Below are 26,570 nucleotides of genomic sequence, written 5' to 3'. Positions count from 1 at the left end.
CATGTCTAACCGCTCACACCCGCAAACCAGCGCACCGCGCCTGACCCCGCTGGCAGCCCTTGCCGCTTCGCTCACCGCCACCATGGCGACCGCCTTCGTGGCGCCCGCCGCGCTGGCGCAGAATGCCACGCCGCCCGCGGCGCCCGCTGCCGACACCGCTCCTGCCACGCCTGCGGCGCCTGCCACCGCGCCTGCCGGCGCAACCCTGCGCGAAGTCGTGGTCACCGCCAACCCGCTCGGCAGCGACCTCAACGACATGGTGGCGCCCGTATCGACGCTGGGCGGCGACGCCCTTGCCGTGCGCCAGGCCAGCACGCTGGGCGAGACCCTCGACAAGCTGCCCGGGGTCTCGTCCACTTACTTCGGGCCCAACGCCAGCCGGCCGGTGATCCGCGGCCTGGATGGCGACCGTATCAAGGTGCTGCAGAACGGCGGCACCACCGTCGACGCCTCCACGCTATCCTACGACCACGCCGTGCCCGTCGATCCGCTGGTGGCCGAGCGCATCGAAGTCGTGCGCGGCCCCGCCGCGCTGATATACGGCGGCAACGCCATCGGCGGCGTGGTCAACGTGATCGACAACCGCATTCCCAAGGAGCCGATCGAAGGCATCGGCGGCGCGGTGGACGCCAGCGCCACCGCGGGCGGTGACCAGGCGCGCAATGCCAGTGCGCTGATCGAGGCCGGCAACGGCAAGTTCGCCGTGCACGCCGACGCCTTTGCCCGCAAGACCAGCGACCTGCGCATCCCCGGCTTCGCCCGCAGCGACCGCCTGCGCGCCGCTGAACCGCTGCCCGAGGGCGAAAGCGAAGCCTACGGCCGCCTGCCCAACACCAGCGCGCAGCAGGAAGGCGGCTCGCTGGGCGGCTCCTACACCTGGGCCGACGGCTTTATCGGCGCCAACTACAGTGCCTACCGCAACGAGTACGGCACCCCCGCCGAAGACGACGTGCGGCTGAAGATGCGCCAGGACCGCTTTGCGCTGGAAAGCGAGGCGCGCAACCTCGCCGGCAACACAGGCGGCTGGATCGAATCGGTCAAGGGCAAGTTCAGCTACACCGACTACGAACACAAGGAGATCGAAGACGGCGAGACCGGCACGATCTTCAAGAACCGCGGCTGGGACGCGCGCTTCGAGGCCAAGCACGCCAGGATCGGCAACATGACCGGCGTGATCGGCACGCAGTTTGGCCACACCGATTTCTCGGCGCTGGGCGAAGAGGCGTTCGTGCCCAGCACCAACACCGACAACGCTGCGCTGTTCGTGTTCGAGGAACTGCCGCTGACGGCCTCCGGCGACCTCAAGCTCAACCTGGGCGGGCGCCTCGACCACAGCAGCATCAAGGCCAGCGCCAACGGCAACGACCGCTTTGCCGATGCCAACCGCAGCTTCAATGCCACCAGTGCCTCGGCGGGCCTGCTGTACAAGGTCAATCCGCTGTGGTCGCTGACCAGCAACCTGTCGTACACCGAGCGCGCGCCGACGTTCTATGAGTTGTACGCCAACGGCCCGCACGTCGCCACCGGCGCGTGGGAGTTGGGCGACCCCAACGCCAACAAGGAGCGCGCCACCTCGATCGACCTCGGCGTGCGTTTCAAGTCCGGGGCGCACAGCGCAAGCTTGTCGGGCTACTACAGCCGCTTTGCCAACTACCTGGCGCTGACCTCGACCGGCCGCGCGCGCGATGAAGCGGGCGACGTGGTCGCCGCCGGCAGTCCCGACTCGCTGCCTGAGTTCCAGTACCTGGGCGTGCCGGCCACGCTGTATGGCTTCGAGGCCGAAGGCAAGACGCGGCTGTGGCAGAAGATGCTGACGACCAGCGATACGCTCGACTTCGAAGCGCGTGCCGACTACGTGCGCGGCGAGAACCGCGATACCGGCGAGCCGCTGCCGCGGCTGGCGCCGCTGCGCCTGGGCGGCGCGCTGGTGTATGGCGCCGGGCCGTGGGGCGCGCGCGTGGATGTCACCTATGCGGCAAAGCAGACACGGGTGCCGGTGAATGACACACCGACCGATGCCTATACGCTGCTGAGCCTGGCGCTGACCTACAAGTTCAAGACGGCGGGCACGCAGACGCTGGTGTACCTGCGCGGGGACAACCTGACCAACCAGGATGCGCGCAATGCGGCGTCGATTTTGCGGGATATCGCGCCACTGGCCGGGCGCAGTGTGAAGGTGGGGTTCAGGACGACGTTCTGAGGTGAGCTCGGCATGGCGGCGGCGCTACTTCGTTGCAGCGCCTGCCCTCTCCCCCGGCCCCTCTCCCGCAGGCGCTTGCCTTTACCCACAACTTCCGGCGGCTTACTCGTTTTTCTGGAAGATCCGATACATTTCGGTGATTTCGTGCAGGGCGAGGAAGCCGCGCCACAGGACAGTAGCACCGGGGGGATCGTCGTTTTTGCGACCCAGGTAGCCACCGAGCTTGGCGACCCAAAGGACCGCGTCGCTGAGTTTGGGTGCCTGCTCTGGTGGCTTGGTTGTGCCGTGCGTGCGGCAGTACAAGGCCTGCCATTCGAGCGATTGCAGTAGCACCGAGCAAGGGATATCGGCTTCGAGCCGGCCCAGCATAGTTGCGTACAAGATGCGCCAGCCGATTACGGCGAACAGCGCCGTGGCCCGCAGGAACCGCTCCAGCGTCCCGAACTGCCGGGCTTCGATCTGGCAGCCACTTTTCAGGACACGATGCCAGGATTCAATGGTCCAGCGACGGGCGTACCAGCTCAGCCGTTCGAGCACATCTTCCAGCGTTTGGGTGGGCATTGAACTGAGCAACATCCATTCGAGCGGCTCAACGCCTTCGGGCGGGTCGAGTTCCAGCGCGTGAATGGCAAATACTTCGAGACTCGGTAGGGCCTCTGCACCGCGGCTGCGCGGCGGTCGCAGTTGGACGGGCACACAGCGCAAAGCCAGTCGGGCGCTACGCGCCTGCCTGGCGCCGCTCCTGGGCACGTGCAGTACGGTCTCCCCAAGTACAGGAGCCGCAGCAACCGTCTCCCACAGATACTTCTCTGGGTGGTCCACGCCCCGATTCCAGGCGGCCCGCACCAACCAGTCCACCCCCGCTGGGCGCGGCGCCAGGAACACGTCATACACATCGCCCTCGCGATCGCTGACGGCAACAAGGTGCGTGTCCGGACACTGCATCTTGAGCGGCTCAAGGCATTCCAGCCCCTCCAGCCACTTCACGCTTTCCTTGTCACGAATGGACAGCGCCCGGCGCTGCCTGGCCTTGCCCGATGCTTGCGGCGCACGCACCCACGTCTTCATGCTCAACACGCCCAGTGGCAGGCCCTCAGGCGTCACCGCCAGCACGCTGTGCAACATGAATCCGTGCAAATTGCCGCCCGTGCCGTGACCAAGTCCCTCAGTCGCGGGCAAATTTGCCAGATTGAATTCCGTGGTGTCCTGCACCGCCAATACGACAGGTACCTGCTGCATGCGACCCACGGTTTGAGTGACGTGGCTCGCCAGTATTCCGTCCGGGTCGACCGCCTCATTATCAAAGAAGCGATATGCCGCCTTGAGTTGGGCACCACTCAAGGCCTGCGGGAACGAAACATGGGCTTTTTGCGCCAGTCCGCGCGCCAATGCCACAAGGCGCTGCGTGCGACGTGCATCGCCCAACTGAGCGCCACCGAATTCGTCGCTGGCCCAGTCTTCCAGATCTTCCGTATCAGGCAAAATTGCCACCACTGATTGTCAACTTCACCCGAAGTTAACACCGTCCAATCCGGTTTACAACCTTTCCTATCGAGATGTGGGTAAAGGCAAGCGCAGGCGGGAGAGGGGCGGGGGGAGAGGGCAGGCACGTCCATCCCGGGGCCGTCCGAACCAGCTCAATCCCGATTCACCACCCACTCCCCATCAACCTGCAGCGCTCCCACACCCGCCAGCGCCCGCACCGTCTGCGCATAAATCTCCGCCATCGCCTGCCCCGGCATGAACCGCTCCCGGATCCGCACCATCAACGGCGCCGCCTCCATCCATGCCACCAGCTCAGCCTGCGCCATGCGCTGCTGCTCGAGCAGCTTGAACTTCACCAGCACCTTGACCGCATGGCTGGCATTGCGCGCCGGGTCGGCACTGAGGTAGCCAAGACGCCCTTTCGCGCGTTCCACCGCGGCTGCCACATCGTCAAACATCCGCCCATGCCCCGGGATCACCACCCTCGCATCGAGCTCCGCGATCCGCTCCAGCACCGCCGCCTGCTCGGCAAACCCGCTCTCGCCTTCGAGCTCGGGAAAGATCACGCCGAAGCCGTTCTCCCACAGCGCATCGCCCGAAATCAAGATGCGCTGCGCCGGCGCGAACAACATCACCGCATGCGGATCGTGCCCGGGCGCGGCCACCACCTGCCAGTCGATGCCGCCGAGGCGCAGCGTGTCGCCATCCTGCAGCACGCTGTCGAAGGTAAAGCGGTCGCACTGCTGCCCCGTGGCAATATAGCTCAGCGCATCGATATCCCAGGCGGCCACGGCTTCAGCCTCGGCCGCGGGGATCGCGGTTCGCGGCTGCCAGCGCGCCTGCAGCGCGGCGTTGCCGCCGCAGTGGTCGGAATGCAGGTGCGTGTTGAAGATGCGCGCGAGCGGGCGGCCTTGCAGCGCGGCCGCCACCAGTGCCACGGTCTGCGGCGCGTGCGTGACGTAGCCGGTGTCCACCAGCACCGTGTCTTCACCGTCGACAAACAGGATATTGTTGGCCGACAGCCAGCCGCGCTCGAACACGCGCATCGTGGCTGGCAGCTGCGGAACGGGTGCTTCGCTCAAGGGGATGCCTCCTCGCCTGCCAGCCATGCGGCGCGCTGGGGCAGTTGCGCCCAGATGCGGCGCTTGTCTTCGTCGCTGGCTGACGACCAGCCGGCGATCTCTTCGATGGTGCGCAGGCAGCCCTCGCAGAAGCCGCTGGCCGCGTCCATGCGGCAGACGTTGCGGCACGGCGACGGCACGGGCGCGGCCCGCAGCGCCGCGTCGGCCTGCACGGCTATCTCTGCAGCGGACGTCACGGGCGCGGGCATGTCAGCCATGTCGATGCAGTCAGGCGGCACTCAGGCCGCCGCGCGGGCGGCCTTGGCCGCCACCTTCTGATTAAAGCGGCCGGCGTCGATCAGGTGGCGCTCATGCACGCCTTCGGAGATCTTGTCCTCGCCGTCCCACGCGCTCAGTTCAAAGCGCAACCGGCGCCCGTCCACCTCGACCAGTTCGCCCTTCACCGTCACAGTCATGCCCGGCGGCGTCAGCGCCAGGTGCGAGAAGCTGACCAGCGTGCCGAGCGACTGCTCGCGCGGCCAGTCCAGGTGATCGCGCAGCATCTGCAGGCAGGCGCATTCCATGATGCCGACCATATAGCCGGTGGCCAGCACGTCGGGCATCTCCGGGCAGCAAGGGATGTCGTCATACAGCTGCGGCACCGTGGCCTTGGGCGGCACTGTGTACTGCCACCGGAAGGTCAGGCCGGGGCGAAGTTCGGGGCTCATGCCGCGGATCCCGCGGCCACGTCGGCCACTTCCGCACCGGTCATCTGCTGCAGCTGATGCGGCGTCAGGTTGAACACCGCGTGCGGATGCCCCGCCGCCGCCCACAGGCTGTCATAGCGGAACAGGTCCTGGTCCAGCAGCATCACCGGCGCCACCGCATGGCCGATCGGGCAGACGCCGCCGATGGCATAGCCGGTCTTCTCGCGCACGAAGCGCGCGTCAGCCTTGCCCAGCGCGCCCACGCGGGCGGCCACCTTGGCCTCGTCGACGCGGTTGCTGCCGCTGGCGATCACCAGCACCGGCACATCGTCGGCCACGCGCCGGAAGATGATGGACTTGGCGATCTCGGCCACGCTGCAGCCCAGGCCCGCCGCGGCTTCCGCGGAAGTCTTACCGGTCGCGGGCAGCAACACTACCGGGCGATCGTGGCCAAGTTCGGCCAGCAGGTCCGCGACGCGCTGCGCGGACTCCGGCAGTGCTTCGTTACTTGCCGTCATGCATTCTCCTTGTGCTGTGTCCAACAGTCAGACGCAGGCGGGCGCCGCATCGCTGGCGGCGGCCCATTTGGTCAGCATGGCGCGGCCCACGCGCGAACTGTTGGCGCGGCCGATCGCCTGCGAGATGTAGTCGCCGGTGCGCACCATCGCTTCCAGGTCGATGCCGGTGTGGATACCCATGCCGTGCAGCATGTACAGCACGTCCTCGGTCGCCACGTTTCCGGTCGCGCCCTTGGCGTAGGGGCAGCCGCCCAGCCCCGCCACCGAGGCGTGGAAGATCGAGATGCCCACTTCCAGGCTGGCCAGGATGTTGGACAGCGCCTGTCCGTAGGTGTCGTGGAAATGGCCCGACAGCCGGTCGAGCGCAAACTCCGCCGCGGCTGCGCGCATCACTTCCTGCACGCGCACGGGGGTACCCACGCCGATGGTGTCGGCAATGTCGATCTCGTCGCAGCCCAGCTCGCGCATGCGGCGCACCACGTCGACCACCGCGTGTACCGGCACTTCGCCCTGGTACGGGCAGCCCAGCGCGCACGAGATGCTGCCGCGCAGGCGCACGCCCTTGTCTTTCGCCGCGGCGGCAACGGGCTCGAAGCGCGCGATCGATTCCGCGATCGAGCAGTTGATGTTCTTCTGCGAGAACGCCTCACTGGCCGCGCCAAAGATCACCACCTCGTCGGCACCGGCGGCGATCGCGCCCTCGAAGCCCTTCATGTTCGGCGTCAGCGCCGAGTACAGCGTGCCCGGCCGGCGCTGGATGCGCGCCATCACCTCGGCACCGTCGGCCATCTGCGGCACCCACTTGGGCGAGACGAACGACGCCGCCTCGATATTGACGAAGCCGGCGTCGGTGAGCTGGTTGATCAGCGCGACCTTGACGTCGGTCGGCACCATCGCCTTTTCGTTCTGCAGGCCGTCGCGCGGGCCGACTTCAACGATCTTCACGTAGTTCGGGATGGTCATGGCTGTCTCCTGTCCGTTGTTCGTTATGTTGGTGGCGCGCAGTGGCGACGTCAGTAGCCGCGCTGCACGTCGACCACGCCCGCGATCGGCTGGCCCGCGCGCATTGCGCGAATCTTGCCGGCGATCTGGGTGATGCTGTCCTCGCGCAGCGTCAGCGCCGAGATATGCGGCGTGATGGTGATGCGCGGCTCCTGCCAGAACGGGTGCTCCGCCGGCAGCGGCTCGGTGCGGAACACGTCGAGCGTGGCACCACCGATCTGTCCCGATTGGACCGCGGCCAGCAGGTCCTCTTCGACCAGGTGCTGGCCGCGCGCCACGTTGATCACATACGCGCCCTGCGCCAGCCGCGCGAACAGCCCTGCGTTCAGGATGTTCTCGGTCTGCGGTGTCAGCGGCAGCACATTGACCAGCACGCGCAGGCCGTCGAGGAACGGCGCCTGGCCGGCATCGCCATAGAAACCGCTTACGCCTTCGATGGCGCGCGCGGTGCGGCTCCAGCCACGCACCGGGAAGCCGAAGCCCGCCAGCGCGCGGGCGATATGCGTGCCCAGCGTGCCCACGCCCATCACGCCGATGGTGAAGTCGACGCGGCGGTGCGGCTTGAGGAATTTCCAGGTGCCGGCGCGTTGCTGCGCTTCATAGGCATCGAGCTTGCGGAAATAGCGCAGCGCGGCGTGGGTGACGTACTCGGCCATCTGCGCGGCCATGCCGGCATCGTCGAGCCGCACGATCGGTACGCCGGCAGGCAACGCATCCGGCGCTTCGTCGCGCAGGCGCAGGATGCCGTCGACACCGGCCCCGAGGTTGAATACCGCCTTCAGGTCGGTACGGCCACGCAGCATTTCCACCGGCGGGCGCCAGACCACGGCGTAGTCGGCTGGTTCGCCACGGCTGCCCTCCCACGTCACGCATTCGGCTTCGGGGAGTGCTTCGGCGAAGCCTTCGATCCACGGATCATAGCGGCCGTCAGGGACGTACAACTGCAACTTCATTTTGTCTCCAGGGGGATTCTGGTGGTGGGGTAAACAGCTATTCTGGCAGAGTAATGGGGTTGGCGTTGACGCACGCCAACCGCCATGGACGGCGCGGGACCGCGCTCGGCGATCCCGGCCCCCATGGGCAGACTTACTTCCCTTCGAACGCCAGCAGCTGCGCCCCTTCGGCCACCTGCTCGCCGACGCCGTACAGCACTTCGCTGACCACGCCGTCGGCCGGTGCGCTGATGGTGTGCTCCATCTTCATCGCTTCCATCACCAGCAGCGGCGCGCCGCGCGTGACGGTGCTGCCGGCCTCGACCATCACCGCGATGACCTTGCCCGGCATCGGCGCGGTCAGCTTGCCGCCTTCGCTCTCGGCTTCGCCCGCGTGCGCGAGCGGATCGAGCCAGGTCAGGCTGACATGCCGCCCGGCATTGAAGACATGGAACGCCTCGCCATCGACATGTACCTGCCCATGCGCGCGGCGCGTGCCGAGGTCGACGCGGATATCGCCCGCCTGGCAGGTGCAGGCGAATGGCGCGGCCTGGTCGGCATAGATCAGCGTGCTGCGGTGCTCATTGATGTGCAGCGTGACGTCGAGCACCTGCTCGCCATAGCCGAAGCGCAACTGGCGCGTCGCGCCACCGTTCAGCCGCCACGCGCCGCCGTGGGTCCACGGCGAATGCTGGTCGGCGGCGTCGATGCGGCGCTCGCGGTTCTCGCGATCCATCAGCGCGGCCACGGCCAGCGCGATGATCTCCATGCCGACCGGCGCCGGCGCCGGGAACAGGACCTTCTCGTTGCGCTCGATCAGGCCGGTATCGAGATCGGCGGTGCGAAACGCCTGCGACGACACCAGCCTCTGCAGGAAGGCGACGTTGGTCGACAGCCCCACCACGTGATACGACGCCAGCGCCTGGCGCATGCGTGCCAGCGCTTCGTCGCGATCCTTGCCCCAGACGATCAGCTTGGCGATCATCGGGTCGTAGAACGGGCTGATGGTGTCGCCCTCGCGCACGCCGGCATCGATGCGGATGCCGGCCGGGCCGTGCGTATCACCGCCGCGCATGAACTGCACCGCCGGCGGCGTGCGCAGGAAGCGCAGCGTGCCGGTGGAGGGCAGGAACTGCTTGTCGGGATTCTCGGCGTAGATACGCGCTTCCAGCGCGTGGCCGTCGATGCGCAATTGCTCCTGCGTCAGCGGCAGCGGCTCGCCGGCGGCGACGCGCAGCTGCCACTCGACCAGGTCCTGCCCGGTGATCATCTCGGTGACCGGATGCTCGACCTGCAGGCGCGTGTTCATCTCCATGAAGTAGAAGGAGCCGTCCTGGTTGGCGATGAACTCCACCGTGCCGGCGCCGACATAGCCTACGGCTTTGGCCGCGGCGACCGCGGCCTCGCCCATGGCGCGGCGGCGTGCTTCGGTCATGCCCGGTGCCGGCGCTTCTTCCAGCACCTTCTGGTGGCGGCGCTGCACCGAGCAGTCGCGCTCGAACAGGTAGACGCAGTTGCCGTGGGTATCGGCGAACACCTGGATCTCGATGTGGCGCGGGCGGGTCAGGTATTTCTCCACCAGCACCTTGTCGTCGCCGAAGCTGGCCGACGCCTCGCGCTTGACCGAGGCCAGCGCGGCCTCGAAGCCATCGCCAGACTCGACCACGCGCATGCCCTTGCCGCCGCCGCCCGCGCTGGCCTTGAGCAGCACCGGGTAGCCGATGCGATCGGACTCGCGGCGCAGCAGGGCCGGATCCTGGTCCTCGCCATGGTAGCCCGGCACCAGCGGCACCGAAGCCTTCTCCATCAGCTGCTTGGCCGCGCTCTTGCTGCCCATCGCATTGATGGCCGACGCGGGCGGGCCGATAAAGACCAGCCCGGCCGCGGCGCAGGCCTCGGCAAAGGCCTCGTTCTCGGAAAGGAAGCCGTAGCCCGGGTGGATGGCCTGGGCGCCGGTCTCCTTCGCCATCTCGATGATGTGGTCGGCGCGCAGGTAGCTGTCGCGCGCGGCCGCGCCGCCGATATGCACGGCCTCGTCGCAGAAGGCGACGTGGCGCGCGTCGGCGTCGGCGTCCGAGTACACCGCGACGGTGCGGATGCCGAGCCGGCGGCAGGTGGCGGCCACGCGGCAGGCGATTTCACCGCGGTTAGCGATCAGGATCTTGTTGAACATGGCTCCCTCCTTGTTATCCCTGTTATTGGGATCTTACGGCGGCGAGCTGTCCAGCGGGCTATCTCCTACCTTGTCATCCCGCGTAACCCTCTGCGCGGATATCGAGGCGGGCCAGCAGGGCGCGATCGCGGTCGGCCTGCGGATTGCCGGTGGTCAGCAGCTTTTCGCCGTAGAAAATAGAATTGGCGCCGGCCATGAAGCACAGCGCCTGCAACGCTTCGTCCATGGCCTCGCGGCCGGCGGACAGGCGCACCATCGCACGCGGCATGGTGATGCGGGCCACGGCGATCGTGCGGACGAACTCGAACGGGTCCAGCGCTTCGGTGCCGGCCAGCGGCGTGCCTTCGACCTGCACCAGGTTGTTGATGGGTACCGACTCCGGGTACGGGTCCATATTGGCCAGCTGCGCGATCAGCCCGGCGCGCGCCTCGCGCGCCTCGCCCATGCCGACGATGCCGCCGCAGCAGACGTTGATGCCGGCGTCACGCACATGGCCGATGGTGTCGAGCCGGTCCTGGTAGGTGCGCGTGGTGATGATCTTCCCGTAAAACTCCGGCGAGGTATCCAGGTTGTGGTTGTAGTAGTCGAGGCCGGCTTCCTTGAGTTGCTGCGCCTGTTCGGCCTTGAGCATGCCCAGCGTCACGCAGGTTTCCAGGCCCATGGCCTTCACCTCGCGCACCATGTCCATCACAGGTTCCAGGTGGCGGTCCTTCGGGCTGCGCCAGGCGGCGCCCATGCAGAAGCGCGTGGCGCCGTTGGCCTTGGCCGCACGCGCGGCGTCGAGCACCTCGTCCAGCGCCATCAGCTTCTCGGCCTTGACGCCGGCATCGTGGTGCGCGCTCTGCGGGCAGTAGCCACAATCCTCCTCGCAGCCGCCGGTCTTGATCGACAGCAGCGTGGACAGCTGCACGGTGTTAGCGTCGAAGTTCTCGCGATGCACTTGCTGGGCGCGGAACAGCAGGTCGTTGAACGGCAGCGCGAACAGTGCGGCCACGTCATCGACGCGCCACTCGGCGTCATCGGGCAGGGCATGCGAGCGCGCGGTCTGGCGCAGGGCGTCAACGGAAACGGTGGTAACGGTGTGAGCTTGGGTCATGATTGGATTCGAATTCTGGTTCAGGCGGCGAGGCCAGCGGCCTCGGCTTGGTATTGATTGGCGGCAAGCAGCGGCGCGAGATCGAGCCTGGAAGCGGCAGCGGCGGGTTCCTGTTGCCAGGGCAGTTCACCCAGGCATGGCGCGTCCAGCGACGCATGCAAAGTGGCGATGTTCTCGTCGGCGAGCAGCATGTCCGGGTCGACCCGGTTGGCGATCCAGCCGGCCAGGTTGAGGCCGCGCGCTCGGATGGCCTGGGCGGTCAGCACGGCGTGGTTCAGGCAGCCAAGCCGGATGCCGACCACCATCACGACCGGCAGGCCGAGCATGACCGCCAGGTCGGCGGTGCTCCAGCGCACCGCGCCGACATCCAGTGGCACGTGGAAACCGCCCACGCCCTCCACCACCACGGCCTCGGCCTGGTGGCGCAGCGCGTCGAACGCTTCGCGGATCGGTGCGCGTGTAATGCGCACACCCTCCTGCGCGGCGGCGAGGTGCGGCGAGCACGGCGTGCGCAGCAGGAACGGACAGGTATGGCCAAGCGGCACCGTCACCGAGCTGGCGGCGCGCAGCTGCGCCACGTCATCGTTGTGCCAGTGGCCGTCGCGCCATTCGCTGCCGCTGGCCACGGGCTTCATGCCCGCGGTGCGGTAGCCGGCGGCGTTCAACGCGTGCAGCAGCGTGGCGCTGGCGTGGGTCTTGCCGACGCCGGTATCGGTGCCAGTGACAAAGCAGGCGAAAGGCTGGCGTGCTGTCATGCCGCCTCCCGCTGCGCCACCGCGGCGCTCAGTACATCCAGCAGGCGCTGCACGTCGGCTTCGGTGTGCGAGGCCGACAGCGTGATACGCAGCCGCGCCGTGCCCTCGGGCACCGTCGGCGGGCGGATCGCGCCGACGCGGATGCCGTCGCCCTCCAGCGTTGCCGACAGCGCGAGCGCGGCGCCGTTGTCGCCGACGATAAGCGGCTGGATCGCAGTCTCGCTGTCGCCGAGCGTCCAGCCCGCGATCGCGGCCAGTTGCGCCAGCCCGCCGCGCAGCATGGCGATGCAGCGCGTCAGTTGGGCGCGGCGTTGCCTGCCCTCTTCGCCTTCGATGATCGCCAGGCTGGTCAGCAATGCATGCGCGACCGCCGGCGGCGCGGCCGTGGTGTAGATATATGGCCGCGCGGTGTTGACCAGGTGCTCGATGATGGTCTCGTGCGCGGCGACGAACGCCCCCGCCACGCCCGCGGCCTTGCCGAGCGTGCCGATATAGATAAAGCGCTCGGACGAGAGCCCCAGCGCCTCCAGCACGCCGCGGCCCTGCTCGCCCAGCACGCCGAAGCCGTGCGCATCGTCGACGATGATCCACGCGTCATAGCGGTCGGCCAGCGCCAGCAGTTCGCGCAGCGGTGCGACGTCGCCGTCCATGCTGAACACGCTGTCGGTGACGATCAGCTTGCGTTCGCTGGTGCTGGCCGCCAGCAGGGCTTCCAGCGCGGCGGTATCGCAGTGCGGGTAGCGCTGCACGTCCGCGCGCGCCAGCCGGGCGCCGTCGATCAGCGAGGCATGGTTGAGCGATTCGCAGAACAGCGTCGCGTCCGCCGCGCCCAGCGCGGTCAGCACCGCCATGTTGGCCATGTAGCCGGTGCAGAAATACAGCGTGCGCGCGTGCGGGATATGCGGCGCGAACCAGCGCGCCAGTTCCGCTTCGAGCTGCGCATGCGCCAGCGAATGGCCGCTGACCAGGTGCGAGGCGCCGCTGCCCGCGCCATAGCGATGCGCGCCTTCGGCCAGCGCGGCGATCACGTCGGGATGGTTGGCCAGCCCCATGTAGTCGTTGCTGCAGAAGGTCAGCAGCGATTCCGGCCGCGTCTCTTCCACTTCGCCCACGGCCTGGTGCGGCGCGCACGCGGTGTGCGCGATGCGGCGGCGGCGCGTCAGGGCCAGCGCGTGGCGTTGCTCGGCAGCCCGCTTCAGTTGTTCAAGCAGCATGGCGCACCTCCCCGTTCACCAGCGTGGTCACATCGTCGAGCGCGGCCAGCAGTTGCTCGCCCAGCCAGCGCGCCTGCGCGGCATCGAAAACGTAGGGCGGCATCACGTACAGCGTATTGCCGATCGGGCGCACCAGCAGCTCGCGCGCACGCGCGGCGTGGTGGAAGCGCGAGGCAAAGTCAGCGCCCGCGGCGTCATCGCGCACATCGGCGGCCCAGATCAGGCCCCGCTGGCGCACGTGCCGCAGGCGCGGGTCGGCGGCCAGGGTGGACATCGCCTCGGCCAGCCACTGCGCACGTTCGCGGTTGCGCGCGAGCACGTCGTCCTGCGCGAACAGGTCGAGCGTGGCCAGCGCGGCGCGGCAGGCCAGCGGGTTACCGGTATAGGAATGCGAATGCAGGAAGCTGCGCGCCAGCTCGTCGGCGACGAAGGCGCGCTGGATCTCCGGGCGCGACAACACCAGCGACAGCGGCAGGTAGCCGCCGCTGATGCCCTTGGACAGGCACAGGAAGTCGGGCCACAGGTGCGCGGGCAGCACCGCCATGTCCTCGGCCGCGGCGCGCGACTGTTCCCACGCGAAGAAGGTGCCGGTGCGGCCGCAGCCGACCGCGATCTCGTCGGCAATCAGGTGGACCCGGTAGCGGTCGCACAGCGCGCGTGCGCCGTCGAGGTAGGACGGATCATACATCGCCATGCCGGCGGCGCCCTGCACCAGCGGCTCGACGATCAGCGCGGCAATCTGGCCGGCGCGTTCTCGCAGCAGCGCTTCCAGTTCCGCCAGCGCACGGGCGGCAACATCCGCCGCCGACTCGCCGGGCGCGGCCTGGCGTGCGTCGGGCGACATCACCACGTGCGCGCGGCGGATCAGCGCGTCGTAGGCGTCGCGGAAGACCTCCACGTCGGTCACGGCGAGCGCGCCCACGGTTTCACCGTGGTAGCCGTGGCGCAGGCAGACAAACTCGCGCTTGGCCGGCAGGCCGGTGTTGCGCCAGTAGTGAAAGCTCATCTTCAGCGCGATCTCGACGGCCGAGGCCCCGTCCGAGGCATAGAAGACATTACCGAGCGCGCCGCCGGTCAGTGCGGACAGGCGCTCGGCCAGTTCGACCGCTGGTGCGTGGGTGCAGCCGGCGAGCATCACGTGTTCGAGCGTCTCCAGCTGGCTTGCCAGCGCGGCGTTGATACGCGGGTTGGCGTGGCCAAACAGGTTGACCCACCACGAGCTGGTGGCGTCGAAATAACGGCGGCCGCTGGCGTCATGCAGCCACGGGCCTTCGCCGCGCACGATCGCCAGCGGTACGGCGTCGTCGTCGGGGCGCAGGCGCGTGCAGGGGTGCCAGACCGCGTTGCGGCTGCGCTGGCCCAGGGCCTGCGCGTCGCTGCCTGGGGAAAGGGACAGGTGATCCAAGGTAGCCCTCCTTTGTTGACCGTCCGTGTGCGTGGCGCTGCCGGCTGGGCCGGGCAGTGCGACGAAGGCGGACTGGTTGGGGAGGGTCATGTTAGAAATGTCTCCTGGATGTTGGCAATGGCGGCGGGATTTTTGCGTTAGCGGTGGTTTAGCTGGATTTGATGGATGTTACGGGGGTGAAGCAGCTCTCTTGTCGCTAGCGTGCTGCGATCTCCACGCAAGTCTTTTTTTCAGTGCGGCACGCTTTCGCATGCTGCTGCGGGACTCCCCTCTCCCGCGCGCGGGAGAGGGGAGCAAACACCCCGCAAGCTAAGCGCCATCCTCAAGCCGGCCGCCACGACGGCGTACGCTTCTCCAAAAACGACTTCACTCCTTCCCGCCCCTCTGCCGACGCCCGGATCTTCGCAATCCGGTCCGCCGTATCCGCCAGCAGGTCGTTGTCGATCACCCGCCCCGACACGTCCTGCACCAGCCGCTTGCTCTCGCGCACGGCATTGGGACTGTTGGCGACCAGCGCCGTAGCCAGCTCGCTGACCTTGGCATCGAGCCCCTCCGCCGGCACCACCGCATGCACGAACCCCAGCCGCAGCGCCTCGGCCGCATCGAAGCGCTCCGCAGTGATGAAATAGCGGCGCGCCGCCTGCTCGCCCATCGCACGGATCACATACGGGCTGATGGTGGCGGGCAGCAGGCCCAAGCGCGCCTCGGACAGGCAGAAATGCGCGTGCTCGGCCGCCACCGCGATATCGCACGCGGCCACCAGCCCCATGCCGCCGGCATAGGTGTCGCCCTGGATGCGTGCGATCACGGGACGCGGGCAGGACCAGATGGTGTGCAGCATCTGCGCCAGCGTCAGCGCATCGGCGCGGTTCTGGTCGTCGGAGTAGCCGGCCATCTTCTTCATCCAGTTCAGGTCGGCGCCGGCACAGAAGGCGGGACCATTTCCGGCTAGCACGACGGCGCGCACTTCGTCCATGTCGCCGAGGGCGCGGAAGGCCCCGGTCAGCTCGGCGATCACGGTCTCGTTGAACGCATTGCGCACGTCAGGCCGGTTCAGCGTGACGGTGGCGACGTGGCTGGCGATATTGACAGTCAGGGTGGTGAATTCCATGGTTCGTCTCCGTAGACGGATAGTTATCGGGGGTGCCGCTCAGGTGCCACTATCGAACGGCAGCCCCAGCGAGCGGAAGAAGTCGCCGACTTCCGGCAGCCACACTGGGATGCCCTCGCGCTGGCTGAACAGGCGGTGCGAGTCCATGCCGAACTCGCCCACATCGAACATCCGCGCATTGGCCCCGGGGCCGGTGGCGCGCGACTTGAAGGCGTTGAACAAGCGGCCGGGCAAGGGCACCGGCCAGTAGCTGTCGTTGTCGCCGTACACCCATAGCGACGGGTACCGGGCCAGGCTGCCATAGCTGGCAAAGACATCGACCAGCCGCTCTTCCCAGTCCGGGCAGTTCAGGTTGCGCAGCCCGCCGGCAAAGTTGACCACGCCGCGCACGCCGGGATAGCCGATGGTGCTGAACGCCATCGTGGTCAGCCCGCCCTGCGACTGGCCGATCACGACGATGCGCTCCATGTCCACGTAAGGCAGCGTGGCCATGTAGTCGAGCGTGGCGACGACATCGTCGGCCTGCATCAGGCCGTTGGTCTCGATGTCACAGCTGCCGCCCACATAGGCGCCGCCCGAGCGCGCAAAGCCCTGCCGCATCGGCAGCACCACCACATAGCCGCGCCGCAGGAACTCGGCGCTCTGCGCCGCAAAGCGCGCGCGCCCCTGCATGAACGGCCGGCCCGGCGCCTTGCCGTGGTTGATCACCACCAGCGGGAACGGCCCCTCGCCCGAAGGCTTGAACACCGTGGCTTCCAGGTCGATGCGCGACGGGATCGCCGCCTTGGGCAGCATCATCACCTGCTCGGTGAAACGCATGCGCGGCGCCGCCTTGCCCGTGCCATCGCCGTTGGCGTACTGCGCATGGCCCGCCGGCGGCTGCAGCACGGCGAGCACCGCTACCAGGGCAAGACTGCGAAACAGGCGGGCGACACTGCGCATGGTGATGGGTACGGCTGCGACGGCGTGGTGATTACATGCGGAACACGCCGAACTTCATGTCCTCGATCGGCGCGTTCAGGCTCGCGGACAGGCCCAGGCCCAGCACAGTGCGGGTCTGCGCGGGATCGATCACGCCGTCGTCCCACAGGCGCGCACTGGCGTAATAGGGATGGCCCTGGTGTTCGTACTGGTCGCGGATCGGCTGCTTGAAGGCGTCTTCCTCCTCCGCGCTCCACTTGCCGCCCTTGGCCTCGATGCCGTCGCGGCGCACCGTCGCCAGCACGCTCGCGGCCTGCTCGCCGCCCATCACCGAGATGCGCGCGTTCGGCCACATCCACAGGAAGCGCGGCGAATAGGCGCGCCCGCACATGCCGTAGTTGCCGGCACCGAACGAGCCGCCGATGATCACGGTGAACTTGGGTACCTGCGCGGTGGCAACCGCGGTCACCATCTTGGCGCCATTGCGGGCGATGCCTTCGTTCTCGTACTTGCGGCCCACCATGAAACCGGTGATGTTCTGCAGGAACACCAGCGGGATCTTGCGCTGGCAGCACAGCTCGATAAAGTGGGCGCCCTTGAGCGCCGACTCCGAGAACAGGATGCCGTTGTTGGCGATGATGCCGACCGGGTAGCCCCAGATGCGCGCGAAGCCGCACACCAGCGTGGTGCCGTAGCGTGCCTTGAACTCGTCGAACTCGGAGCCGTCGACCAGGCGCGCGATCACCTCGCGCACGTCATAGGGCTTGCGCGTGTCGGTGGGGATCACACCGTACAGCTCTTGCACCGGGTACAGCGGCTCCACCGGCTCGTGCAGGCGGATCTGGTCCGGCTTGCGGCGGTTCAGGTGCTGCACGATATTGCGCGCCAGCGACAGCGCATGGTGGTCGTTCTGCGCGAAGTAGTCGGCCACGCCCGACAGGCGCGTATGCACGTCGGCGCCGCCCAGGTCCTCGGCGCTGACTTCCTCGCCGGTGGCGGCCTTCACCAGCGGCGGGCCGCCCAGGAAGATGGTGCCCTGGTTCTTGACGATGATGGACTCGTCGCTCATCGCCGGCACGTAGGCGCCGCCGGCGGTGCACGAACCCATCACCACCGCGATCTGCGGAATACCCTGCCTGGACAGGTTGGCCTGGTTGTAGAAGATGCGGCCGAAGTGGTCGCGGTCGGGAAACACGTCGTCCTGGTTGGGCAGGTTGGCGCCGCCGGAATCGACCAAGTAGATGCAGGGCAGGTTGTTCTGCTCGGCGATCTCCTGCGCGCGCACGTGCTTCTTGACCGTCATCGGGTAGTAGGTGCCGCCCTTGACGGTGGCGTCGTTGCAGACGATCACGCATTCCTGCCCGGCCACGCGGCCGATGCCGGTGATGATGCCCGCGCCGGGCGCGGCATCGTCGTACATGTCATAGGCCGCGAGCTGCGACAGCTCCAGGAACGGCGTGCCCGGATCGAGCAGTTGCTGCACCCGGTCGCGCGGCAGCAGCTTGCCGCGCGACAGGTGCTTGTTGCGCGCGTCTTCGCCGCCGCCCTCCGCGAGCTTCGCGATCTTCGCCTTGAGGTCGGCCACCACGGCCTGCATGGCCTCGGCGTTGGTCTTGAACGATTCGGAGCGGGCGTTGAGCTTGGTTTCCAGCGTGGGCATGGTTTGTCCCTTCCTGCTTCTTTTTACCGCCGATTGAGAGGATGTCCCGGCATCAGGTCATAGGGGTGCTTCCAGCCCGGCAACGCGCGCATGCGCTCCGCCCAGGCATGGATATGCGGATACTCCTTGCGCCAGTGCACGCCGATCTCGTCGTCGAAGAACACATAGCCCGCCAGCGAGAAGTCGGCGATGGTGGTGCGCTCGCCCACCACGAAGGCACGCCCCGCCAGATGCGCATTGAGCACGTTCCACGCGCCTTCGCAGCGCGCGCGGAAAAACTCCAGCACGGCCGGGTCCGGCGTCCTGGCGAAGTTGCGCATGAAGCGGTAGGTAGCGGTGTAGGAGGTGAACTTGTGGTTGTCGAACAGCAGCCAGCGCAGCACCTCGGCACGTTCAGCGTCGTCGCGCGGACCGTAGGCATCGAGCCGCGCGGCCAGTGATTCCAGGATGACGCCGGACTGCGACAGGCGCTGGCCGCCGAACTCCAGCACCGGCACCTCGCCCATCACGTTGATGGCCCGGTACTCGGGGGTGCGGGTCTCGCCGTTGAAGAAGTCGACGAAGCGCGGCTGCCACAGGCGCTGGCCGCGCTGCACGCCGACCGTCTCCAGCAGCAGCGCCACCTTGTAGGCGTTGCCGGACTGGGCGAAGCAATACAGCAGGTACTCCGGCTGGTTCTGCTTTTCGGTGCTCATGATGTCTCCCCGATCATGTCGCCATCCACATAGAGCCAGCGCGGCGCCTCGCCAGGCGCGCGCGGCTCGCGCACAAAGCGGCTGCGTTCATGCAGCCGCATGGCGCGCCCGCCTACCTTGTAGCGCGCCACGAATTCCACTTCGGCATGCGTGTCGTCCTGCTGCGCATGCGACTTGACCGCCAACCCGAGCCAGCGCGTGGCGGTGTCCGGCAAGAGATCGGCCGGGCAGGTGGACGGATGCCAGGTCTGCTGCAGCCAGTCCATATCGCTCAGCACATAGGCGCTGTAGCGCGAGCGCATCAGCGCCTCGGCGTTGGGCGGCAGCGCTTCGCCGCGGTGAAAGCGGCCGCAGCAGGCGGCATAGTCCGCGCTGCCGCACGGGCACGGCACCGGTCCGGCCTTAGGCAGCCGGCGTACCGCGTTCTCTGCCGCCTTTCCCCTGGTCATCCCACCAGCTCCGGCAGGTCGCGCATGTCGGTAAAGATGGTGTGCGCGCCGGCCCCGCGCAGCAGCGCGGCATCGTTGCGCTCGGCGTAGCCCAACACCGTCATGCCGGCGGCCACGCCAGCGGTCACGCCGGTCGGACTGTCTTCCACCACGGCGCAGCGCCCCGGCGCCACGCCCATGGTGCGCGCCGCCAGCAGGTAAACATCGGGCGCGGGCTTGCTGCGCGCCACTTCGGTGGCGGAGAAGATATGCTCGCGCTCATCCTGCTGGAACAGCTCGACCAGGCCGGTCTTGGTCAGTTGCAGCTTGACCTTGATGCGGTCCGCGCCCGAGGCCACGCACACCGGCATGCCGGTGGCCGCGATCTTGCCGATGGCGTCGCGCACGTGCGCCACCGCGGCGACCTCGGCTTCCAGCACCGCGTTGCGGCGGGCGAGCCAGGTCGACAGCCAGTTCTCGGGGAGCGGCGCGCCGCGCATGCGTTCGATCATCTCCAGTTCCTCGCGCACGGCGCGGCCGAGGAACAGGCGCGTGGAGTCTTCCAGCGAGATCTCGATGCCGAGTTCGTTCAGCATCTGGTTGAGCACGCGGTTGACGATGGGCTCGCTGTCGACAAGCACGCCGTCGCAGTCGAAGATCACGCAATCGAATCGGCCGGAATGGCCACGGGTTACTGCAGTCATGCGGGTTTCTTTTCCATGTTGTCCAGGCTCCCGACACTGGGTACGGCCCGGAGTTCAGTCTGACGGCGGCTCTTCAGGTGCGCCTCGACCTGGTCGAAGCGGTCGAAGCCCCAGAACGGCTCGCCGTCGACAATGACGAAGGGCGAACCGAACACGCCCTTGGCCATCGCCACCTCGATCTCGGCCTTGAGCTGGTCCTTGATCTGGTAGCTGGTGGCGCCGGCGTCCAGCGCCTGCACATCGACGCCCAGCGGCTCGGCCAGCTTCATGATCTCGGCCGGCTCGGCGATATTGATGTCGTCGGCGAACAGCGCGCGGTACACCGACTTGGCGAACGCCGCCGCGATGTCGTCGCCGTGATGGTTCTGCAGCCACAGCATCGCGCGCGCGGCGTGCGTGGTCGGCAGCGGGAAATGCGTGGGGCGCTTGTATTCGATGCCATGGAAGCGCGCGGTGCGCTCGAAGTCGCGCCACGAGTAGTCGCCCTTGAGCGGCAGCTGCGGCAGCGGCGAGGCGCCGGTGGTCTTGAACACCACGCCCAGCAAGATCGGATGCCAGGCGACGATGCGTCCGTACTTCTGCGCCAGCTCGTCGATGCGGGTACTGGCGAAATAGCCGTAGGGCGATGAGAAGTCGAAATAGAAGTCGATCGCTGCGGTCATGTCGGGGGCCCTTCTTGTTGGGGTTGCCGGTACTCGGGTCAGGGAGGTGTGCCGCTTTCACGGCATGCCCCCATCGTACGCGCTTATCTGTGGACTAGGCGAGCGCTCGTGCGATCAGGATCTTCTGGATATCGCTGGTGCCCTCATAGATCTGGCAAACGCGCACGTCGCGGTAGATGCGCTCCACCGGGAAGTCGCTGACATAGCCATAGCCGCCGAACACCTGGATCGCATCCGAGCACACCCGCTCGGCCATCTCGCTGGCAAACAACTTGGCCATCGCGGCCTCTTTCAGGCAGGGCCGGCCGCCATCGCGCAGCGCGGCGGCGTGCCACACCATCTGGCGCGCCACGTCGATGCGGGTCGCCATCTCGGCCAGGCGGAACTGCACCGCCTGGTGCTGGAACAGCGGCTGACCGAAACTCTCGCGTTCCTTGGCATACGCCAGCGCCGCCTCGAACGCGGCGCGCGCCATGCCGATGCTTTGCGAGGCGATGCCGATGCGCCCGCCTTCCAGCCCGGACAGCGCCATCTTGTAGCCGCCGCCCTCGTCGCCCAGCAAGTTGGCCGCCGGCACGCGGCAATCCTCGAGCAGGATCTGCGCGGTGTCCGACGAATGCTGGCCGAGCTTGTCTTCCAGGCGCGCCACCACGTAGCCGGGCGTGGTAGTCGGCACGATAAAGGCGCTGATGCCGCGCTTGCCGGCGGCCTTGTCGGTCACGGCCAGAACGATCGCCACATCGGCGTTCTTGCCGCTGGTGATGAACTGCTTGACGCCGTTGAGCACGTAATCGCCGCCGTCGCGGACGGCGGTAGTACGCAGCGCCGACGCGTCCGAGCCGACGTGCGGCTCGGTCAGGCAGAACGCGCCCAGCATCTCGCCGCGCGCCAGCGGCACCAGCCATTGCTGCTTCTGCGCCTCGCTGGCGAACGACATCAGCATGCTGCACACGGGGCAGTTGTTGACGCTGATCACGGTGGAGGTGCCGCCGTCGCCGGCCGCGATCTCTTCCAGGATCAGCGCCAGTGACAGGTAGTCGAGACCGGCACCGCCGTATTCCTCGGGCACGGCCACGCCGTACGCTCCGAGCGCGGCCAGCTCGCGGTGGACATCCTTGGGGAAGGTCTTGTCGCGGTCCCATTGCGCGGCCTGCGGCGCGATCACCTCCTGCGCGAACTGGCGCACGGCGTCGCGGATCATTTCCTGTTCGGGGGTCAGCAGCATGTCGGTTCGGTGATCGGTATGCGGGCGCGCTTACCAGGGGATGGGCGTGCCGTCGTAGTTATGGAAAGTGCCGTTATCGCGCCGCTTGACGCCGGCCAGCACCTGGCGTATGCCTTTGACGCTCTGCTGCACGGTCAGGTCGGCTTCCTGGCCGCCCATGTCGGTCTTGACCCAGCCCGGGTGCAGCGCGACGCAGGTGGCGTGGCGCGCATCCAGCGACACCGCGCGCAGCGCCGCATTGGCGCCGGCCTTGCTGACGCGGTACAGCCAGCTGGTGTTGTGCTCCATCGCGCCGATGCTGCCCATGCGCGAGGACAGCACCGCCAGCACGCCGCCATGGCCGGACTGGCCGGCTTCGACATAAGGCAGCAGCAGCGGCAGCGCCATCATCGGGCCCAGCACGTTGACGTGCATCACCTGGTCGAACTCCTGCGGCGTGACCGGTTGCGCGCCTTCCGTGCGCGGACCCAGCACGCCGGCGTTGTAGATCGCCACGTCGAGGGCTTCGCCGTCGAGCTTCCAGCCCAGGCCCGCGACCGCGCCGGCATCGGACAGGTCGACCTGGTGGGCTTCGGCGCCGAGCGCCTGCAGCGCGCCGACGCCTTCGGGCGTGCGTGCCGCCGCAATGACGCGCCAGCCGTCGGCACGGTACTGGCGCACGAATTCAAGGCCGATGCCGCGCGAGGCACCGAGGATCAGGACGGTTGGCAAGGCTGTGCTCCTTTGTCTGGGTGCGTAGGTTCAGCGGACTGCCTGGGTCTTTGCACCCCTCTCCCGCGAGCGGGAGAGGGGAGAAAACAAGCGGGAGAGGGCGTGTTAGAGGATTTCGATCCCCACCGCGGTCGCTTCACCACCACCAATGCACAAGCTCGCCACACCACGCTTGCCACCCGTCTTGCGCAGCGCGCCGATCAGCGTGGTCATGATGCGCGCGCCGGAGGCGCCGATCGGATGGCCCAGCGCGCAGGCGCCGCCGTTGATATTGACCTTGTCGCGCGGGATCTTGAGGTCCTGCATGGCGGCCATCGGCACCACGGCGAAAGCCTCGTTGATCTCGAACAGGTCGACGCTGTCGGTGGTCCAGTCCAGCTTGCGGTACAGCTTGGCGATGGCCTCCACCGGTGCGGTGGCAAACAAGCCCGGTGCCTGCGCATGGGTGGTGTGGCCGAGCATGCGGGCGATCGGCTGCAGGCCGAGCTTTTTCGCGGTGGAGGCGCGCATCATCACCAGCGCCGAGGCGCCGTCGTTGATGGACGACGACGAGGCGGCGGTGATGGTGCCGTCTTTGGCGAAGGCAGGCTTCAGCGACGGGATCTTGTCCAGCTTAATGCGGCGCGGGCCTTCGTCGGTGTCGATCACGGTGTCGCCGCCCTTGCCGGACACGGTCACCGGCGCGATCTCCCAGCGGAAGTCGCCGTTCTCGGTAGCCTGCTGCGCGCGGCGCACGCTTTCCATCGCAAAGGTGTCCTGCTGCTCGCGCGTGAAGCCGTACTTGGCGGCGCAGTCCTCGCCGAAGGTGCCCATGGCGCGGCCCTTCTCATAGGCGTCTTCCAGGCCGTCCAGCATCATGTGGTCATAGATCATGCCGTGGCCGATGCGGTAGCCGCCGCGCCCCTTCGGAATCAGGTACGGGGCGTTGGTCATGCTCTCCATGCCGCCGGCGACGGCGACCTCGAACGAGCCTGCAATGAGGCCGTCAAAGACGGTCATCGCCGCGCGCATGCCCGAGCCGCACATCTTGTTGACGGTGGTGCAGCCCACGCCCAGCGGCAGGCCCGCGCCCAGCGCCGCCTGACGCGCCGGCGCCTGGCCCTGGCCGGCGGGCAGCACGCAGCCGAACACCACTTCTTCCACCTGCTCGGGCTTCAGGCCGGCGCGCTCGACGGCGGCGCGGATGGCCACGGCGCCCAGTTGCGGCGCGGTGACGCTGGCGAATTCGCCCTGGAACGCAGCCATTGGCGTGCGGGCGGCTGAAACGATGACGATCTCTTCCATGTCGGGTCTCCTGGATCGGTGTTGATGAAGCGGTATTCGTTGCGGCAGCGGTCAGCGGATCGATGCCTGCGGCGGGTCGCCGTACTGGCGGTAAGCCGCGGCCAGTTGCGCGTGCAGTTCGTCGTTGTTGCTGGCGGCCATGCCCAGGTCGCGCAGCAGGCCATCGGACACGCCGTAGACCCAGCCATGCACGGTCACGGCCTGGCCGCGCGACCAGGCGTCCTGGATCACCGTGGTCTGGCAGACGTTGTTGACCTGCTCGATCACGTTGAGCTCGCACAGCCGGGTATGGGCGTCGTCTTCGCGCAGCAGCGTGCCGAGGTAAGCCTCGTGCTTGTCGGCGACGTCGCGCACATGGCGCAGCCAGTTGTCGGCCAGCCCGATGCGCTCGCGCTTGAGCGCTACCTTGACGCCACCGCAGCCGTAGTGGCCGACCACGGTGATGTGGCGCACCTTCAGCACTTCCACCGCGAACTGGATCACCGACAGCGCGTTCAGGTCACTGTGCGCGACCACGTTGGCGATATTGCGGTGGACGAACACTTCGCCCGGAGCGAGCCCCAGGATCTGGTTGGCCGGCACGCGCGAATCGGAGCAGCCGATCCACAGGTATTCCGGCGCCTGCTGGTTGGCCAGCCGGGTGAAGAACGTCGGGTCCTCCGCGTTGACACGGTCGACCCACTCACGGTTGTTGCGGAACAGCTGGGCAATGGCGTCAATCATGCGACTCTCCTTGCAGGACCGGCGTCAGCTGCGGCACCAGGTGCGCCGCCAGTGTCGCCGTAACGGTGGATGAATCGCTCTGTACTCTGATAGGCAAAGAAGTCATGAACATGTCCGGCCAGCAGCCGGTCCTTGTGGCCCTGCCACATGGCAGGCTCGAAAAAATCCGCATGATGGCGCAGGAACGCCGCGCGCACGCGCGGATCGCCCAGCAGGAAGGTGCGGAAGGTCTCTGGGAAAATATCGTGCGGACGCACCGTGTACCAGACTTCGCCCGACATCTCCTCTTCCTCGTTGCGCGGCTGCGGCACGTGGCGGATATTGCAGTCGGTCAGGTACTCGATCTCGTCGTAGTCGTAGAACACCACGCGCCCGTGGCGCGTGACGCCGAAGTTCTTGTACAGCATGTCGCCGGGGAAGATGTTCGCGTCCATCAGCTCCTTGATGGCGTTGCCGTATTCGAGCACGCCGTGCTCGACCTGCTCGTCGGTGCCCTCCTGCAGGTAGATGTTCAACGGCGTCATGCGACGCTCGATATAGACGTGGCGCACCACGATCTCCTCGCCGCCGTCCTTGCCGCGCTGGTATTCGATCATCGACGGCGCGTGCTGCTCGAACTCGCGCACCAGCGCATCGTCGAAGCGCGACCGCGGGAAGGCCACGTCGGAGTACTCCAGCGTATCCGCCATGCGGCCGACGCGGTCGTGCTGCTTGACCAGCTGGTACTTGGACTTGACCAGCTCGCGCGTGGTTTCCTTGGGCGCCGGGAAAAAGTCCTTGATGACCTTGAACACGTACGGGTACGACGGCAGCGTGAACACCAGCATCACCAGCCCGCGGATGCCGGGCGCGACGATGAACTTGTCCGACGAATGCTGCAGGTGGTGCAGGAAGTCGCGGTAGAACAGGTTCTTGCCCTGCTTCTGCAGACCCAGCGAGGTATAGATCTCCGCGCGCGGCTTGCGCGGCATGATGTCGCGCAGGAAGGTCACGTAGGCCGACGGGATCTCCATGTCGACCATGAAGTAGGAATGCGTGAACGAAAACAGGATCAGCAGCTGTTCCTTTTTCAGCAGCACCGTGTCCAGCATCAGCTTGCCCGAGGGGCCATGCAGCACCGGAATCGCCAGCGGGAAAGTGCGGTCGCCGTTCAGGATGCGGCCGATGATGAAGGCCGCCTTGTTGCGGAAGAACAGCGACGACAGCGTATGGATCTGGAAATTCGGCGCGATGCGCAGGTCGCCGAAATGCTCGCCGACCGCGCGCACCACGTAGCTGATGTCGCGCTGAAGGTCTTCGAACGGGCGCTCGAGCTGGAAGTTGTGCACGATGCGCTCGAAGCACGCCGCCATGCCCTCGCGGCTGCCCGGATAGTAGGCACGGAAAGTCGGGCGCGTGGGCGATTCCTCGTTCTCGATGTATTCGGTCGAGATCGCCGGGCGCACGAAGATGAAACCGTTGTTGAAGTACGAGCGGTGCAGGATGCGCGTACAGACCGAGTTGAAGAAGGTCTCGGCCAGTTCGGGCTGGTGATGGTTGGTCAGCAGGCCGATGTAGTGCAGCTTGATCTGCTGCCAGATCTCGTCCTCGATATTCTCGGCGTCGTATTCGTCTTCGAGGATGACGCTCGACTCGCGCACGCGCTCGTTGTAGAACGCGATGCGGTCGCGCTGGATCTGCTGCAGCCCGTGCCAGTCGCCGGCCTCGAACTTGATCTTGGCCTGGTGGCTGACCTCGCGGAACAAACGGTAGTGCTTGTCGAACCCGTCGAGCATCGTTCTCGCCACATCGTAGGCAATCTGCGAGGAAAGCAGTTTGGGGAAGTGGGACATGGGTCGACGGGGGGCGGCTGGCGCGGCGGTCTTGCGACGGGTAGTGAGATTGTAAATGGGTTCGGG

Annotated in this window: 25 protein-coding genes; 1 reads left to right on the top strand and 24 read right to left on the bottom strand. The window is 67.3% G+C overall.

The window, feature by feature from the left end; translation table 11 throughout:
• Nucleotide 1 precedes the first annotated feature (1 nt).
• Nucleotides 2–2,200, top strand: a complete 2,199-nt coding sequence (locus ABNX08_RS00735; RefSeq protein ID WP_349604770.1) for a TonB-dependent receptor — start codon at nucleotides 2–4, stop codon at nucleotides 2,198–2,200.
• A 102-nt stretch (nucleotides 2,201–2,302) separates the two neighbouring features.
• On the opposite strand, the gene ABNX08_RS00730 is transcribed toward ABNX08_RS00735, so the two are convergent.
• From ABNX08_RS00730 to aceK, 24 genes are all read right to left on the bottom strand, one after another.
• Entirely contained in the window at nucleotides 2,303–3,694 is a 1,392-nt protein-coding gene (locus tag ABNX08_RS00730; RefSeq protein ID WP_374063636.1) for an IS4 family transposase, read from the bottom strand.
• 143 nt (nucleotides 3,695–3,837) lie between these two features.
• The gene (locus tag ABNX08_RS00725; RefSeq protein WP_051369667.1) at nucleotides 3,838–4,794 is read right to left on the bottom strand and encodes an MBL fold metallo-hydrolase; all 957 of its coding nucleotides are present in this window, start codon (nucleotides 4,792–4,794) and stop codon (nucleotides 3,838–3,840) included.
• On the bottom strand, nucleotides 4,764–5,015 hold the full coding sequence (locus ABNX08_RS00720; RefSeq protein ID WP_374063688.1) for a DUF1289 domain-containing protein: 252 nt from the start codon (nucleotides 5,013–5,015) through the stop codon (nucleotides 4,764–4,766). Before ABNX08_RS00720 ends, ABNX08_RS00725 begins: the two co-directional genes overlap by 31 nt.
• A gap of 30 nt (nucleotides 5,016–5,045) precedes the next feature.
• Nucleotides 5,046–5,474: a thioesterase family protein gene (locus ABNX08_RS00715; RefSeq protein ID WP_022533249.1), complete on the bottom strand. Its 429-nt coding sequence runs from the start codon at nucleotides 5,472–5,474 to the stop codon at nucleotides 5,046–5,048.
• Entirely contained in the window at nucleotides 5,471–5,971 is a 501-nt protein-coding gene (locus ABNX08_RS00710) for a YbaK/EbsC family protein (RefSeq protein ID WP_022533248.1), read from the bottom strand. Before ABNX08_RS00710 ends, ABNX08_RS00715 begins: the two co-directional genes overlap by 4 nt.
• 27 nt (nucleotides 5,972–5,998) lie before the next feature.
• Nucleotides 5,999–6,934 (bottom strand): hydroxymethylglutaryl-CoA lyase, encoded by a 936-nt coding sequence (locus tag ABNX08_RS00705; protein ID WP_022533247.1) that lies wholly within the window; start codon nucleotides 6,932–6,934, stop codon nucleotides 5,999–6,001.
• 50 nt (nucleotides 6,935–6,984) lie between these two features.
• The gene (locus ABNX08_RS00700; protein ID WP_349605208.1) at nucleotides 6,985–7,926 is read right to left on the bottom strand and encodes a glyoxylate/hydroxypyruvate reductase A; all 942 of its coding nucleotides are present in this window, start codon (nucleotides 7,924–7,926) and stop codon (nucleotides 6,985–6,987) included.
• A 133-nt stretch (nucleotides 7,927–8,059) separates the two neighbouring features.
• Nucleotides 8,060–10,078 (bottom strand): acetyl/propionyl/methylcrotonyl-CoA carboxylase subunit alpha, encoded by a 2,019-nt coding sequence (locus ABNX08_RS00695; RefSeq protein WP_349605209.1) that lies wholly within the window; start codon nucleotides 10,076–10,078, stop codon nucleotides 8,060–8,062.
• A gap of 73 nt (nucleotides 10,079–10,151) precedes the next feature.
• Nucleotides 10,152–11,174 carry a biotin synthase BioB gene (gene bioB / locus ABNX08_RS00690; protein WP_022533244.1) on the bottom strand — a complete coding sequence of 341 codons (1,023 nt, stop codon included), beginning with the start codon at nucleotides 11,172–11,174 and terminating at the stop codon, nucleotides 10,152–10,154.
• A gap of 20 nt (nucleotides 11,175–11,194) precedes the next feature.
• A complete protein-coding gene (gene bioD, locus ABNX08_RS00685) occupies nucleotides 11,195–11,929 on the bottom strand; it encodes a dethiobiotin synthase (protein ID WP_022533243.1) in 735 nt (244 codons plus the stop codon).
• A complete protein-coding gene (gene bioF / locus ABNX08_RS00680) occupies nucleotides 11,926–13,143 on the bottom strand; it encodes an 8-amino-7-oxononanoate synthase (protein ID WP_349605211.1) in 1,218 nt (405 codons plus the stop codon). Before bioF ends, bioD begins: the two co-directional genes overlap by 4 nt.
• The gene (bioA, locus tag ABNX08_RS00675; protein WP_051369666.1) at nucleotides 13,133–14,548 is read right to left on the bottom strand and encodes an adenosylmethionine--8-amino-7-oxononanoate transaminase; all 1,416 of its coding nucleotides are present in this window, start codon (nucleotides 14,546–14,548) and stop codon (nucleotides 13,133–13,135) included. The genes bioF and bioA overlap by 11 nt, the downstream gene beginning before the upstream one ends.
• Before the next feature lie 322 nt (nucleotides 14,549–14,870).
• A complete protein-coding gene (locus ABNX08_RS00670) occupies nucleotides 14,871–15,659 on the bottom strand; it encodes an enoyl-CoA hydratase/isomerase family protein (RefSeq protein ID WP_022533240.1) in 789 nt (262 codons plus the stop codon).
• Between the two features lie 39 nt (nucleotides 15,660–15,698).
• The gene (locus ABNX08_RS00665) at nucleotides 15,699–16,601 is read right to left on the bottom strand and encodes a dienelactone hydrolase family protein (protein ID WP_022533239.1); all 903 of its coding nucleotides are present in this window, start codon (nucleotides 16,599–16,601) and stop codon (nucleotides 15,699–15,701) included.
• Nucleotides 16,602–16,632: 31 nt separating this feature from the next.
• The gene (locus tag ABNX08_RS00660; RefSeq protein WP_022533238.1) at nucleotides 16,633–18,240 is read right to left on the bottom strand and encodes a carboxyl transferase domain-containing protein; all 1,608 of its coding nucleotides are present in this window, start codon (nucleotides 18,238–18,240) and stop codon (nucleotides 16,633–16,635) included.
• 23 nt (nucleotides 18,241–18,263) lie between these two features.
• The gene (locus tag ABNX08_RS00655; protein WP_022533237.1) at nucleotides 18,264–18,935 is read right to left on the bottom strand and encodes a glutathione S-transferase family protein; all 672 of its coding nucleotides are present in this window, start codon (nucleotides 18,933–18,935) and stop codon (nucleotides 18,264–18,266) included.
• Nucleotides 18,932–19,384 carry a YchJ family protein gene (locus ABNX08_RS00650; protein WP_022533236.1) on the bottom strand — a complete coding sequence of 151 codons (453 nt, stop codon included), beginning with the start codon at nucleotides 19,382–19,384 and terminating at the stop codon, nucleotides 18,932–18,934. The genes ABNX08_RS00655 and ABNX08_RS00650 overlap by 4 nt, the downstream gene beginning before the upstream one ends.
• A complete protein-coding gene (locus ABNX08_RS00645; protein ID WP_022533235.1) occupies nucleotides 19,381–20,067 on the bottom strand; it encodes an HAD family phosphatase in 687 nt (228 codons plus the stop codon). Before ABNX08_RS00645 ends, ABNX08_RS00650 begins: the two co-directional genes overlap by 4 nt.
• Nucleotides 20,064–20,729, bottom strand: coding sequence for a 2-hydroxychromene-2-carboxylate isomerase (locus ABNX08_RS00640; RefSeq protein ID WP_022533234.1), 666 nt, complete (start codon nucleotides 20,727–20,729; stop codon nucleotides 20,064–20,066). The genes ABNX08_RS00645 and ABNX08_RS00640 overlap by 4 nt, the downstream gene beginning before the upstream one ends.
• A 94-nt stretch (nucleotides 20,730–20,823) precedes the next feature.
• A complete protein-coding gene (locus ABNX08_RS00635; protein WP_022533233.1) occupies nucleotides 20,824–21,954 on the bottom strand; it encodes an acyl-CoA dehydrogenase family protein in 1,131 nt (376 codons plus the stop codon).
• A 30-nt stretch (nucleotides 21,955–21,984) separates the two neighbouring features.
• Nucleotides 21,985–22,665 carry an SDR family oxidoreductase gene (locus tag ABNX08_RS00630; protein WP_349606127.1) on the bottom strand — a complete coding sequence of 227 codons (681 nt, stop codon included), beginning with the start codon at nucleotides 22,663–22,665 and terminating at the stop codon, nucleotides 21,985–21,987.
• A 105-nt stretch (nucleotides 22,666–22,770) separates the two neighbouring features.
• Nucleotides 22,771–23,949, bottom strand: coding sequence for an acetyl-CoA C-acetyltransferase (locus tag ABNX08_RS00625; RefSeq protein ID WP_022533231.1), 1,179 nt, complete (start codon nucleotides 23,947–23,949; stop codon nucleotides 22,771–22,773).
• Nucleotides 23,950–24,000: 51 nt separating this feature from the next.
• Nucleotides 24,001–24,672: a carbonate dehydratase gene (can, locus tag ABNX08_RS00620; protein ID WP_022533230.1), complete on the bottom strand. Its 672-nt coding sequence runs from the start codon at nucleotides 24,670–24,672 to the stop codon at nucleotides 24,001–24,003.
• Entirely contained in the window at nucleotides 24,669–26,504 is a 1,836-nt protein-coding gene (aceK, locus tag ABNX08_RS00615) for a bifunctional isocitrate dehydrogenase kinase/phosphatase (RefSeq protein WP_022533229.1), read from the bottom strand. The genes can and aceK overlap by 4 nt, the downstream gene beginning before the upstream one ends.
• Nucleotides 26,505–26,570 lie beyond the last annotated feature (66 nt).

This window comes from Cupriavidus sp. DF5525 (genome assembly GCF_040149425.2).
Lineage (GTDB): Bacteria > Pseudomonadota > Gammaproteobacteria > Burkholderiales > Burkholderiaceae > Cupriavidus > Cupriavidus pickettii_A.
This window is presented reverse-complemented; position numbering and strand designations above follow the sequence as displayed.